Genomic DNA, 11,674 nt, shown 5'->3' with positions numbered 1-11,674 from the left:
TGTTCTATCCCTTGCGCTCAGGCTTTGTCGACGCGGATGGCGCCAAAGGAGGCACCCAGCGTAGACGTCAGGGCGTGGCCCGAAGGCACACGCACCACGTTGGCGGGGAGGCTGGCGTCCAGCACGGCGGGCAGCACGGCCGAGGCGCCGTCTTGCGACACCTTGACCTGGGCACCGTCGGACAGGCCGAGTTCGGCCCACAGCGCCTGGGGCAGGCTGGCCACCGGCGCCTTGCCGTCGGCCGTGGCCTGCAGCGAGGGCGAGCGGCGCACCAGGGCGTCTGCGCTGTAGATGGGCAGGTCGGCCAGGCGTTCCAGACCACCGGTGGAGCCGGCAAGGTTGATGGCCGCCGAGGTGGCGTTGTTCAACTTGGCAGGCAGCGCGGCAAGATCACCCAGTGCACGGGCCTTGACCTCTTCCGACGTTTCAAAGTCGAAGCCTTGCAGGCCCAGCATGGTGCCGAGCACGCGCAGCACCTTCCAGCCAGGACGGGCATCGCCGAGCGGCTTGACCGAACCATGGAAGCTCTGAACACGGCCTTCGGCGTTCACGAAGGTGCCGGAGGTTTCGGTGAAGGCGGCGATGGGGAGGATCACGTCTGCGTAAGACGTGGCGGCCGTCTTGAAAGCCGAAAGCGACACGACCATTTCGGCGGACTGCACGGCTGCGAGGGCTGCAGACGGGTTCGCGGCATCGAGTTCAGGCTCGACACCCAGCAGCACGACGGCCTTCAGGGCCTTGCCTGCCAGCATCTGGCCGGCGTTCAGACCGCCTTGCTGAGGCTGCGCACCAACCAGTTGCGCGCCCACCGTGTTGGCGGACTCGGTCAGGTAGCCGACCTTGGCACCCGTGTGCTCTGCCAGCCAGTTGGCCAGTGCCTGCAGTGTGGCAGCCTGGGGGTGTTGGGCCGCGGCATTGCCCAGCAGGATGGCCTTGCGCTCACCCGACAGCAGGGAGGCGGCGATCGCCTTGGCAGCGTCGGTCGCGGTGCCATTGCAGGGGATGGCCACGTTCAGCTGATTGGCCACGGCCACGGCCACGTCACCCAGGGCCTGCGCCCAGGCGCTCGGGGCCACGGTCACGCGCTGTTTGAGGGGGATCAGCCAGTCGTCGTTGGCACCACCGATGGCGGAAACCTGGGCACCACGCTTGGCAGCCTGACGCAGGCGAGAGGCGAACAGCGGGTGGTCCTTGCGCAGGAAGGAACCCACGACCAGAGCACGATCCAGCGTGCTCAGCTCGGCGATCGACAGACCCAGCCAGCGGGCGCCAGCGCCCACGGAGAAGTCGGCGTTGCGCAGGCGGGTGTCGACGTTGTCCGAACCCAGACCACGGACCAGCTGCCCCAGCAGGTACAACTCTTCCACCGTGCTGTGCTCGGTGGCCAGTGCACCGATGGCTGCGGCACCGTGATCGTTTATCACGCCTCGCAGGCCGTTGGCCACGTACTCAAGGGCGGTCGTCCAGTCGACTTCACGCCATTCGCCACCCTGCTTGATCTGGGGCTTGCTCAGGCGATCGGCACCACCAAGGGCTTCGTAGCTGAAACGGTCGCGGTCGGCGATCCAGCATTCGTTGACGTCTTCGTTTTCCAGCGGCACCACGCGCAGGACCTTGCCGTTCTTGACCTGAACGATCAGGTTGGAGCCGGTCGAGTCGTGCGGACTGACGCTCTTGCGACGCGACAGCTCCCAGGTGCGGGCGCTGTAGCGGAAGGGTTTGCTGGTCAGGGCACCGACGGGGCAGATGTCGATCATGTTGCCCGACAGTTCGGAGTCCACCGAGTTGCCCACGAAGGTGGCGATCTCGGAGTGCTCACCGCGGTTCACCATGCCCAACTCCATCACGCCGGCCACTTCCTGGCCAAAGCGGACGCAGCGGGTGCACTGGATGCAGCGGCTCATCTCTTCCATCGAGATCAGCGGGCCGACGTCCTTCTTGAAGACGACGCGCTTCTCCTCTTCGTAACGCGAAGAGGTACCGCCGTAGCCGACGGCCAGATCCTGCAGTTGGCACTCACCGCCCTGGTCGCAAATAGGGCAATCCAGCGGGTGGTTGATCAGCAGGAACTCCATCACACCTTGCTGGGCCTTGATGGCTTTCTCGCTCTTCGTGCGGATGATCATGCCCTGCGTCACCGGGGTGGCGCAGGCTGGCATGGGCTTGGGCGCCTTCTCGATGTCCACGAGGCACATGCGGCAGTTGGCCGCGATGGAGAGCTTCTTGTGGTAGCAGAAGTGCGGGATGTAGGTCCCGTTTTCTTCGGCGGCACGGATGACCATGCTGCCTTCTTGTGCTTGGACCTTGCGGCCGTCGATTTCGATTTCAACCATGTGTGTTGCCCGATCGATCAGATGTAGGCCGGGACCATGCAGGTCTTGTGTTCGATGTGGTGCACGAACTCATCGCGGTAATGCTTGATGAACGCGCGCACCGGCATGGCAGCGGCATCCCCCAGCGCGCAGATGGTGCGGCCCTGGATGTTGTCGGCCACCGAGTTCAGCAGGTCGATGTCTTCAGGACGTCCCTTGCCGTGCTCGATGCGGTCCATCATGCGCCACAGCCAGCCCGTGCCTTCGCGGCATGGGGTGCACTGTCCGCAGGACTCGTGCATGTAGAAGTAGGACAGGCGCAGCAGGCTCTTGACCATGCAGCGGGAATCGTCCATCACGATGACGGCACCCGAACCCAGCATGGAGCCCGCCTTGGCGATGGAGTCATAGTCCATCGTGCAGTCCATCATGATGTGCGCAGGCAGCACAGGCATCGACGAACCGCCCGGGATCACGGCCTTGAGCTTGCGCCCGGCACGAACGCCACCGGCCAGTTCCAGCAGCTTGCTGAAGGGCGTGCCCATGGGGATCTCGTAATTGCCAGGGCGCTCGACGTCGCCAGAGATCGAGAACAGCTTGGTGCCCCCGTTGTTGGGCTTGCCGACGTTCAGGAAGGCTTCACCGCCGTTGCGGATGATCCAGGGGACGGCCGCAAAGGTCTCGGTGTTGTTGATCGTCGTGGGCTTGCCATACAGACCGAAGCTGGCCGGGAACGGCGGCTTGAAGCGGGGCTGCCCCTTCTTGCCTTCGATCGACTCCAGCAGAGCGGTCTCTTCGCCGCAGATGTAAGCGCCAAAACCGTGGTGTGCATGCAGCTGGAAGCTGAAGTTGCTGCCCAGGATGTTGTTGCCCAACAGGCCGGCCGCACGGGCTTCTTCCAGGGCCGCTTCGAAGCGTTCGTACACCTCGAAGATTTCGCCGTGGATGTAGTTGTAGCCCACGGTGATGCCCATGGCGTAGGCCGCAATGGCCATGCCCTCGATCACGGTATGCGGGTTGAAACGCAGGATTTCGCGGTCCTTGCAGGTGCCCGGCTCGCCTTCGTCAGAGTTGCAGACGAGGTACTTCTGACCCGGGAAGGCGCGGGGCATGAAGCTCCACTTCAGGCCCGTGGGGAAACCTGCGCCACCACGGCCGCGCAAGGCCGAGGCCTTGACTTCGGCAATGACCTGGTCGGGGGTCATGCCTTCGCCGCCATCCTTGCCCAGGATCTTGCGCAGCGCTGCGTAGCCACCGCGGGCCTCGTAGTCCTTCAGGCCCCAGTTCGTGCCGTCAATGCCGGCGTAGATCTGCGGTTCGATGTGGCGGCCGTGGAAAACGGTTTCCTTGCCGGTCGCCTGGAATTGGGAGAGATCAAGCGTCATGGTGTCTTGCCTCACTTGGCCTGGGCCTTGAGCGCGGCCAGGAGTTCATCCAGGCGCTCATTGCTCAGGTAGCTGACCATCTGGCGGTCGTTGACCAGGGCAACCGGCGCGTCGGCGCAGGCACCGAGGCATTCCGATTGCTGCACGGTGAACAGGCCATCGGCCGTGGTGCCGCCCATCTCGACACCGAGGCGTTCGCAGACGTGGTTGAGCGCCTTTTGACCGTCACGCAGCTGGCATGGCAGGTTGGTGCACACAGCCAGCTTGAACTGGCCGACCGGCTGCTGGTTGTACATGTTGTAGAAGGTGGTCACTTCATGGACCGCGATCGGTGCCACGCCGATGTAGTCGGCGATCTCCTGCTCGCTCTCGGGCGAGACCCAGCCTCGTTCCTGCTGGATGATGGACAAGCAGGCCATGACCGCGGAGATGCGCTGGTCGGCCGGGTACTTGGCAAGTTCGCGGTCGAAGCGCGCTTTGGTTTGTTCGCTGAGCATGGTGTGTCAGTCTCTTAGCGGTCAATCTCACCGAACACGATGTCCATCGTGCCGATGATGGCCACGGCGTCGGCAATCATGTGGCCCTTGGACATCTCGTCCAGAGCGGCCAGATGGGGGAAGCCAGGTGCGCGGATCTTCAGGCGATAAGGCTTGTTCGCCCCGTCAGAAGCGAGGTAGATGCCAAACTCGCCCTTCGGGTGCTCGACGGCGGCGTAAGCCTCGCCTTCGGGCACGTGGAAGCCTTCGGTGAAGAGCTTGAAGTGGTGAATCAGCTGCTCCATCGAGGTCTTCATCTCGACGCGCGAAGGCGGGGCCACCTTGTGGTTGTCGGTGATGACCGGGCCCGGGTTCTTCTTGAGCCAGTCCACGCACTGCTTGATGATGCGGTTGGACTGACGCAGCTCTTCCACGCGAACCACATAGCGGTCGTAGCAGTCGCCATTGCGACCCACGGGGATGTCGAAGTCCAGCTTGTCGTAGACGTCGTAGGGCTGGTGCTTGCGCAGGTCCCACACGATGCCCGAACCACGCAACATGGCGCCAGACAGACCCATCTGCAGGGCCCGCTCCGGGCTGACCACACCGATGCCGACCGTGCGCTGCTTCCAGATGCGGTTGTCGGTCAGCAGGGTTTCGTACTCGTCGATGAGCTTGGGGAAACGCTGCGTGAAGTCGTCAATGAAGTCCAGCATCGAGCCCTGGCGGTTCTCGTTCAGACGCGCGATCGTCCTCGCGTTCTTGATCTTGCTGGCCTTGTACTGCGGCATGGTGTCCGGCAGGTCGCGGTAGACGCCACCCGGACGGAAATAGGCCGCGTGCATGCGGGCACCCGACACGGCTTCGTAGAGGTCGAAGAGGTCTTCGCGCTCGCGGAAGCAGTAGATCAGGATGTTCATGGCGCCGCAGTCGAAACCGTGACAGCCCAACCACAGCAGGTGGTTCAGCACACGGGTGATCTCGGCGAACATCACGCGGATGTACTGGGCGCGCTCGGGCACCTCGATGCCCAGCATCTTCTCGATGGCCAGGCAGTAGGCGTGCTCGTTGCACATCATCGAGACGTAGTCCAGACGGTCCATGTAGGGCAGCGACTGGATGTAGGTCTTGGATTCGGCCAGCTTTTCGGTGGCGCGGTGCAGCAGGCCGATGTGGGGGTCGGCGCGCTGAATGACTTCGCCGTCGAGCTCGAGCACCAGGCGCAGCACGCCGTGTGCAGCGGGGTGCTGCGGACCGAAGTTCAGGGTGTAGTTCTTGATGTCTGCCATGGCTTCAACCTCGACTCAGTGCAGGCCGCCGTAATTGTCTTCACGGATGATGCGCGGCGTGATCTCGCGCGTCTCGATGGTGACGGGCTGGTAGATCACGCGCTTCTGCTCGGCGTCGTAACGCATTTCCACGTGACCGGTCACGGGGAAATCCTTGCGGAAGGGGTGACCGATGAAACCGTAGTCGGTCAGGATGCGGCGCAGGTCGTTGTGGCCATCGAAAATGATGCCGAACAGGTCGAAGGCCTCGCGCTCGAACCAGTTCGCGCTGTTCCAGATGTCGTTGACCGAGTCCACGATGGGGAAGTCGTCGTCGGTGGCGAACACCTTCAGGCGCAGGCGCCAGTTCTTGCTCACCGACAGCAGGTGGCTGATCACGGCGTAGCGCGGGCCTTCGCTATAGATCGACGGTGCGCCGTCCTTGTAGGTGGAGTAGTCCATGCCGCAGAGGTCCTGCAGCTGCTCGAAGCGCAGGTCGGCGTGGTCACGCAAGGTCTTCGCCACGCCGAGGTAGTCGGCGGCAGAGACGGTCAACGTGAGTTCGCCCAGGGCCTTGTCGAGGCGCTTGACCTTGTCGCCCAGGACGTTTTGCAGAGCGGTCTGCAGGGTGTCGAGTTTGGTGCTCATGTGGTGGCTCTTGGTGCAGCGCTCAGCGGGCGATGGTGTTTTCGCGACGGATCTTGGCCTGCAGCTGCAGGATGCCGTAGAGCAGCGCCTCGGCCGTCGGGGGGCAACCTGGCACGTAGACGTCCACGGGGACGATGCGGTCACAGCCCCGCACCACCGAATAGCTGTAGTGGTAGTAGCCGCCCCCGTTGGCGCACGAGCCCATGGAGAGCACCCAGCGGGGCTCGGCCATCTGGTCGTAGACCTTGCGGAGGGCTGGCGCCATCTTGTTGCACAGCGTGCCGGCCACGATCATCAGGTCGGACTGGCGCGGGCTGGGACGGAACAGCATGCCGAAACGGTCGATGTCATAACGGGCCGCACCCGCGTGCATCATTTCCACGGCACAGCAGGCCAGACCGAATGTCATTGGCCACAGCGAACCGGTCTTGGACCAGTTGATCAGCGTGTCGGCCGACGTGGTGATGAAGCCCTCTTTGAAGACGCCTTCGATACCCATGTGAATTACCTCTTGAAGATTCCTGTGGATGCAACGCGGACGGGGATCACTCCCAGTCCAGCGCGCCCTTCTTCCATTCGTAGGCGAAACCCACGACCAGGATGCCCAGGAACAACATGATGGCCAGGAAACCGGCCATGCCCACTTCCTTCAGGGCCACGGCCCAAGGGAACAAAAACGCGATTTCGAGGTCGAACAGGATGAAGAGGATGGCCACCAGGTAGTAGCGGACATCGAACTTCATGCGCGCGTCTTCGAAAGCCTCGAAGCCGCATTCGTAGGGAGAGTTCTTGGCCTCGTCAGGACGACGGGGACCGAGCAGAAAACCCAGGGCCTGTGGCGCGATGCCGACACCGACACCAACCAGAATGAAGAGGATGACGGGCAGATACTGGTCGAGGTTCACCATGACTCAGGTCTTTCAGATGCTGCAGGACGCGTGATTGAACCACACGGACAAAACAAAAAGCGCGCCAGGTTTGACGTCAATCGGGTTTTCGACCGATTCCACATCTACCAGAGCGCGCTCACGGGAGAACTTTGTGCGGGATGAACGCGAAGCGCATCCACCTTCCAGAGCCTTGTTTTGATCAGCATTCAGGGGATGACCGGAGCTGATCATGGAGGGCTCTACACAAAGACTCTGTTGAAATCCATGGTGCCGACGGCGAGACTCGAACTCGCACAGCTTTCGCCACTACCCCCTCAAGATAGCGTGTCTACCAATTTCACCACGTCGGCCAAGCAGGCTGTTTCAACCCACTCTTCTGAAGCATTCGGTTTGCGTGAGGACTTGCTTACCGAAGACTTCCATTCTAAACCGAAAAATGTCGTTTCGTGAACAACGCGTTCAAGTTTGGTGTCAAACCCACGTCTCGAAACGACACAAGTACCGGTCGGAGACCCCTTACTTCGTTGGGATCAGCGCAGCACCGGAGGCCGGCGCTGCGGGCAGCGACGCGGGCGCTGCGGCGCTGGCAGCCTGGTCCAGCACGCTGGACTGCTCGGTGGCCACTGCACGGTGGCCACCAAAGTAGGCCAGCCCCAGTGTGGACGAGAAGAACACCGTGGCAGCCACGGCCGTGGAACGCGACAGGAAGTTCGCGCTGCCAGTGGCGCCGAACAGGCTGCCGGAGGCACCACTGCCGAACGATGCGCCCATGTCGGCACCCTTGCCGTGCTGAACCAGCACCAGGCCGATCATGGCCAGGGCCGAGATCACCTGCAGCAAGAGCACGACGGTCATCAATGCTTGCATGAAAGAAAACTCCTCAAATCTCTAGAAAGAAGATCAGGCCGCGCGGGCGATGGCGGCGAAATCCGCCGCCTTCAGTGCCGCACCGCCGATCAGGCCGCCATCGATGTCGGCTTGCGCAAACAGTGTGGCGGCGTTGTCCGGCTTGACACTGCCGCCGTAGAGCAAGGGCACGCTGGAAGCGTCGGCATGGGCCGCCTTCAACACACCGCGCAGGAAGGCGTGCACCGCCTGAGCCTGCTCGGGTGATGCGGTTTTGCCAGTGCCAATGGCCCAGACGGGCTCGTAGGCGACCACCACCTTGAGCACCTCGGCGCCCAGGGTGTCGATCACGGCCTGGAGCTGACGCCCCACCACGGTTTCCGTCTGATCCGATTCGCGCTCGGCCAACGTTTCACCCACACACACGATGGGGATCAGGCCATGAGCCAGTGCAGCCTTGGCCTTGTCCGCCACGAGCTGGTCGCTCTCGGCATGGTAGCTGCGACGCTCCGAATGCCCCACGATGGCGTAGCGCGCACCGATCTCGCGCAGCATGACCCCAGAGACTTCGCCCGTGTAGGCGCCCTGGGTTTGCGTGGACACATCCTGAGAGCCCAGCGCAATGGCCGAGCCCTGCAGGGCACTGGCCACGTCAGCCAGGTAGACGAAAGGCGGACACACCGCCACCTCTGCCCGGGGCGCCGTGGCGGCCAGATCGGCCGCCAGAAGACCCTGGATCAGCTCTGCATTGGACGCACGGCTGCCGTGCATCTTCCAGTTGCCAACGACCAGTTTCTTCATGGCGATCACTGCTGCTGTTGTTGCTGAGCCTGGCCTTCGGCCGAACCTTCGCCCTGGTCAGCAGCCTGCTGCTCGGAGCGAGGGGCGCGTTCACGGCGATCACCGCGATCACCACGGTCGCCGCGCGGACCACGGTCACCACGCGGACCGCGGTCACCACGCTCTTCGCGCTCGGGCATGCCTTCCGGACGCTCCATCAGGGCCTTCATGGACAGCTTGATGCGGCCCTTCTCGTCGGTTTCCATGACCTTGACCTTGACGATCTGACCTTCGGCCAGGTAGTCGGAGACCTTCTCGACGCGCTCGTGGGCGATCTGGCTGATGTGCAGCAGACCGTCCTTGCCAGGCAGCAGGTTGATCAGGGCACCAAAGTCGAACAGCTTGGTGACGGGGCCTTCGTAGACAGCACCGATCTCGACCTCGGCGGTGATCTCGCCGATGCGCTTGAGGGCGTATTCGGCCTTGGCGGCATCAGACGAGGCCACGGTCACCACGCCGTCTTCGGCGATGTTGATCTGGCAACCCGTCTCTTCGCACAGACCGCGGATGGTGGCGCCACCCTTGCCGATCACGTCACGGATCTTCTCGGGGTTGATCTTGATGGTGTACAGGCGAGGCGCGAACTCCGACACTTCGGTGTTGGCGGTGCCCATGGCTTCCACCATCTTGCCCAGGATGTGCAGGCGAGCTTCCTTGGCTTGCGCCAGGGCCACTTGCATGATTTCCTTGGTGATGCCCTGGATCTTGATGTCCATCTGCAGGGCGGTCACGCCGGCGGTGGTGCCGGCGACCTTGAAGTCCATGTCGCCGAGGTGATCTTCGTCACCCAGGATGTCGGTCAGCACGGCAAACTTGTTGCCGTCCTTGATCAGACCCATGGCGATGCCGGCCACGTGGGCCTTCATCGGCACGCCAGCGTCCATCAGCGCCAGGCAGCCGCCGCAGACCGAAGCCATCGACGAGGAGCCATTGGATTCGGTGATCTCGGAGACCACGCGCACGGTGTAAGCGAACTCTTCCTTCGGGGGCAGCAGCGGCACCAGGGCGCGCTTGGCCAGGCGACCGTGGCCGATTTCGCGGCGCTTCGGAGTGCCCACGCGACCGGTTTCGCCGGTGGCGAACGGGGGCATGTTGTAGTGGAAGAGGAAGGTGTCGCGGAAGTCGCCAGCCAGGGCGTCGATGCGCTGGGCGTCTTGTTCGGTGCCGAGGGTGGCCACGACCAGGGCCTGGGTTTCACCACGGGTGAACAGGGCCGAGCCGTGCACGCGCGGCAGCACGCCGGTGCGGATCTCGATGGGACGCACGGTGCGGGTGTCGCGACCGTCGATGCGGGGCTCACCAGCCAGGATCTGGCTGCGAACGATCTTGGCCTCGATGTCGAACAGCAGGCCTTCGACCTTGACGGCGTCAAAGGCAATGCCTTCGGCGGTCAGGGCGGCCTTCACGTCGGCGTAGGCGGCGCGGCATGCTTGCGTGCGGGCCTGCTTGGAGCGGATCTGGTAGGCCGCACGCAGCTTGTCTTCGCCCAGGGCGTTGACCTTGGCGATGAAGTCTTCATCCTTGGCAGGAGGCTGCCAGTCCCAGACGGGCTTGCCGGCTTCGCGCACGAACTCGTGGATGGCGTTGATGGCCACGGCGCTCTGCTCATGGCCGTAAACCACGCCGCCCAGCATGACCTCTTCGGACAGCTGGTCGGCCTCGGACTCCACCATCAGCACAGCGGATTCGGTGCCGGCAACCACCAGGTCCAGCTTCGACTCGGCGATCTGGGCCGGCGTCGGGTTCAGCACGTACTCGCCATTGATGTAGCCCACGCGGGCGGCACCGATGGGGCCATTGAAGGGAATGCCGGAGATCGACAGAGCAGCGCTGGAGGCGATCAGGGCGGCGATGTCGGCCGTGACTTCAGGGTTCAGCGAGACAACGTGGATGACCAGTTGCACTTCGTTGAAGAAACCTTCGGGGAACAGCGGGCGGATCGGACGGTCGATCAGACGCGAGGTGAGGGTTTCCAGTTCGGAGGGCTTGGCTTCACGCTTGAAGAAGCTGCCAGGGATCTTGCCGGCGGCGTAGGTCTTCTCGATGTAGTCGACGGTCAGGGGGAAAAAGTCCTGGCCGGGCTTGGCGTTCTTGGCGGCCACGACTGTAGCCAGCACCACGGTGCCCTCGATGTCGACGAGCACGGCGCCGGAAGCCTGGCGAGCGATTTCGCCGGTTTCCATGGTGACGGTACGCTCACCCCACTGGAAGGTCTTGGTGACTTTGTTGAAAATGCTCATGGATGGGATCTCCGGTTTGAGTTGGGCGCCACAGGCACCCTTTCGGTGAAGCCCTCACTCAGTCGCGATGCCATTCCAGCGAGGCTGAGGCCTCAGCCCCGTTGGAATGACACAGCGGTCGCTTGGTCGAGTGGGAGGCGTTGAAAAACAAAAAGCCTGTGCTGGAGGAACCAGACAGGCTTTTTGTCGTCATGGCGCGATTACTTGCGCAGGCCGAGCTTGGCGATCAGGGCTGCGTAGCGGCTGAAGTCGCGGTCCTTCAGGTAGTCCAGCAGCTTGCGACGACGGCTGACCATACGCAGCAGGCCGCGACGACCGTGGTGGTCCTTCTTGTTGGCCTTGAAGTGGGGGGTCAGCTCGTTGATGCGCGCGGTCAGCAGGGCCACTTGCACTTCAGGAGAGCCGGTGTCGGCTGCGCCACGTGCGTTGTCCTTGATGATGGCTGCGGTGTTGATGTCTGCGACGGACATGGTGTTTCCTTTACGGATGGCAGGCCTCGGGCGGCATCGACCTGGCGAACCAGTGCCCAAGGTTTCTGCGTTGAACTTGCGGCGCCAGGTGAAACCAACCCGGACCGTGCGAACATGGCACGCCCTGAAGCATGCCAAGCCCTCTATGTTAGCACAGGGCCCTCAGGGGGATCAAATCAGTCCTCGGAGAGGTCCCAGCGGGGCTTGACGTCGAAAGCAGGCTCCTGACTCAGGCGCGCCTGGCCGGACTGCAGGCGCATGGCGGCGGCCAGGGCGATCATGGCGCCGTTGTCGGTGCA

12 protein-coding genes, 1 tRNA gene and 1 pseudogene are annotated in these 11,674 nt (G+C 63.3%); all 14 read right to left on the bottom strand.

Going from position 1 to position 11,674, the window contains the following annotated elements:
* Positions 1-17: 17 nt before the first annotated feature.
* Positions 18-2,333 carry an NADH-quinone oxidoreductase subunit NuoG gene (nuoG, locus tag QZ994_RS02090; protein WP_290867507.1) on the bottom strand — a complete coding sequence of 772 codons (2,316 nt, stop codon included), beginning with the start codon at positions 2,331-2,333 and terminating at the stop codon, positions 18-20.
* Between the two features lie 17 nt (positions 2,334-2,350).
* Entirely contained in the window at positions 2,351-3,697 is a 1,347-nt protein-coding gene (nuoF, locus tag QZ994_RS02085) for an NADH-quinone oxidoreductase subunit NuoF (RefSeq protein WP_290867504.1), read from the bottom strand.
* 11 nt (positions 3,698-3,708) lie between these two features.
* Positions 3,709-4,194 (bottom strand): NADH-quinone oxidoreductase subunit NuoE, encoded by a 486-nt coding sequence (nuoE, locus tag QZ994_RS02080; RefSeq protein WP_290867501.1) that lies wholly within the window; start codon positions 4,192-4,194, stop codon positions 3,709-3,711.
* Positions 4,195-4,208: 14 nt separating this feature from the next.
* Positions 4,209-5,462: an NADH-quinone oxidoreductase subunit D gene (locus QZ994_RS02075; RefSeq protein WP_290867498.1), complete on the bottom strand. Its 1,254-nt coding sequence runs from the start codon at positions 5,460-5,462 to the stop codon at positions 4,209-4,211.
* A 15-nt stretch (positions 5,463-5,477) separates the two neighbouring features.
* On the bottom strand, positions 5,478-6,089 hold the full coding sequence (locus QZ994_RS02070; protein ID WP_290867495.1) for an NADH-quinone oxidoreductase subunit C: 612 nt from the start codon (positions 6,087-6,089) through the stop codon (positions 5,478-5,480).
* A gap of 22 nt (positions 6,090-6,111) precedes the next feature.
* Positions 6,112-6,588: an NADH-quinone oxidoreductase subunit B family protein gene (locus QZ994_RS02065; protein WP_035035151.1), complete on the bottom strand. Its 477-nt coding sequence runs from the start codon at positions 6,586-6,588 to the stop codon at positions 6,112-6,114.
* A 46-nt stretch (positions 6,589-6,634) separates the two neighbouring features.
* Positions 6,635-6,994, bottom strand: a complete 360-nt coding sequence (locus QZ994_RS02060; RefSeq protein ID WP_290867601.1) for an NADH-quinone oxidoreductase subunit A — start codon at positions 6,992-6,994, stop codon at positions 6,635-6,637.
* Positions 6,995-7,009: 15 nt separating this feature from the next.
* Positions 7,010-7,210, bottom strand: a complete 201-nt coding sequence (locus tag QZ994_RS02055) for a hypothetical protein (RefSeq protein WP_290867492.1) — start codon at positions 7,208-7,210, stop codon at positions 7,010-7,012.
* Positions 7,211-7,244: 34 nt separating this feature from the next.
* Positions 7,245-7,329, bottom strand: a tRNA-Leu gene (locus tag QZ994_RS02050).
* Positions 7,330-7,495: 166 nt separating this feature from the next.
* Positions 7,496-7,846 (bottom strand): preprotein translocase subunit SecG, encoded by a 351-nt coding sequence (gene secG, locus QZ994_RS02045; RefSeq protein ID WP_290867489.1) that lies wholly within the window; start codon positions 7,844-7,846, stop codon positions 7,496-7,498.
* A gap of 33 nt (positions 7,847-7,879) precedes the next feature.
* Positions 7,880-8,635 carry a triose-phosphate isomerase gene (tpiA, locus tag QZ994_RS02040; protein WP_290867486.1) on the bottom strand — a complete coding sequence of 252 codons (756 nt, stop codon included), beginning with the start codon at positions 8,633-8,635 and terminating at the stop codon, positions 7,880-7,882.
* Entirely contained in the window at positions 8,632-10,905 is a 2,274-nt protein-coding gene (gene pnp / locus QZ994_RS02035) for a polyribonucleotide nucleotidyltransferase (RefSeq protein WP_290867484.1), read from the bottom strand. Before pnp ends, tpiA begins: the two co-directional genes overlap by 4 nt.
* Before the next feature lie 200 nt (positions 10,906-11,105).
* Positions 11,106-11,375, bottom strand: coding sequence for a 30S ribosomal protein S15 (rpsO, locus tag QZ994_RS02030; RefSeq protein WP_290867481.1), 270 nt, complete (start codon positions 11,373-11,375; stop codon positions 11,106-11,108).
* Positions 11,376-11,551: 176 nt separating this feature from the next.
* Positions 11,552-11,674, bottom strand: a pseudogene (locus tag QZ994_RS02025) (tRNA (adenosine(37)-N6)-threonylcarbamoyltransferase complex transferase subunit TsaD); the annotation flags it as partial.

Origin of the sequence: Aquabacterium sp., from assembly GCF_021768455.1 — a bacterium.
Classification (GTDB): domain Bacteria; phylum Pseudomonadota; class Gammaproteobacteria; order Burkholderiales; family Burkholderiaceae_C; genus Aquabacterium.
Note: the sequence above shows the minus strand (reverse complement) of the source record. Positions and strands in the feature narration are given on the sequence as shown.

Excerpts from the sequence above, each read along its gene's own strand:
- nuoF (WP_290867504.1), bottom strand. The coding sequence starts at position 3,697 with ATGACGCTTGATCTCTCCCAATTCCAGGCGACCGGCAAGGAAACCGTT.
- nuoE (WP_290867501.1), bottom strand. The coding sequence starts at position 4,194 with ATGCTCAGCGAACAAACCAAAGCGCGCTTCGACCGCGAACTTGCCAAG.
- nuoG (WP_290867507.1), bottom strand. The coding sequence starts at position 2,333 with ATGGTTGAAATCGAAATCGACGGCCGCAAGGTCCAAGCACAAGAAGGC.
- rpsO (WP_290867481.1), bottom strand. The coding sequence starts at position 11,375 with ATGTCCGTCGCAGACATCAACACCGCAGCCATCATCAAGGACAACGCA.
- QZ994_RS02065 (WP_035035151.1), bottom strand. The coding sequence starts at position 6,588 with ATGGGTATCGAAGGCGTCTTCAAAGAGGGCTTCATCACCACGTCGGCC.
- QZ994_RS02070 (WP_290867495.1), bottom strand. The coding sequence starts at position 6,089 with ATGAGCACCAAACTCGACACCCTGCAGACCGCTCTGCAAAACGTCCTG.
- QZ994_RS02055 (WP_290867492.1), bottom strand. The coding sequence starts at position 7,210 with ATGATCAGCTCCGGTCATCCCCTGAATGCTGATCAAAACAAGGCTCTG.
- QZ994_RS02075 (WP_290867498.1), bottom strand. The coding sequence starts at position 5,462 with ATGGCAGACATCAAGAACTACACCCTGAACTTCGGTCCGCAGCACCCC.
- secG (WP_290867489.1), bottom strand. The coding sequence starts at position 7,846 with ATGCAAGCATTGATGACCGTCGTGCTCTTGCTGCAGGTGATCTCGGCC.
- pnp (WP_290867484.1), bottom strand. The coding sequence starts at position 10,905 with ATGAGCATTTTCAACAAAGTCACCAAGACCTTCCAGTGGGGTGAGCGT.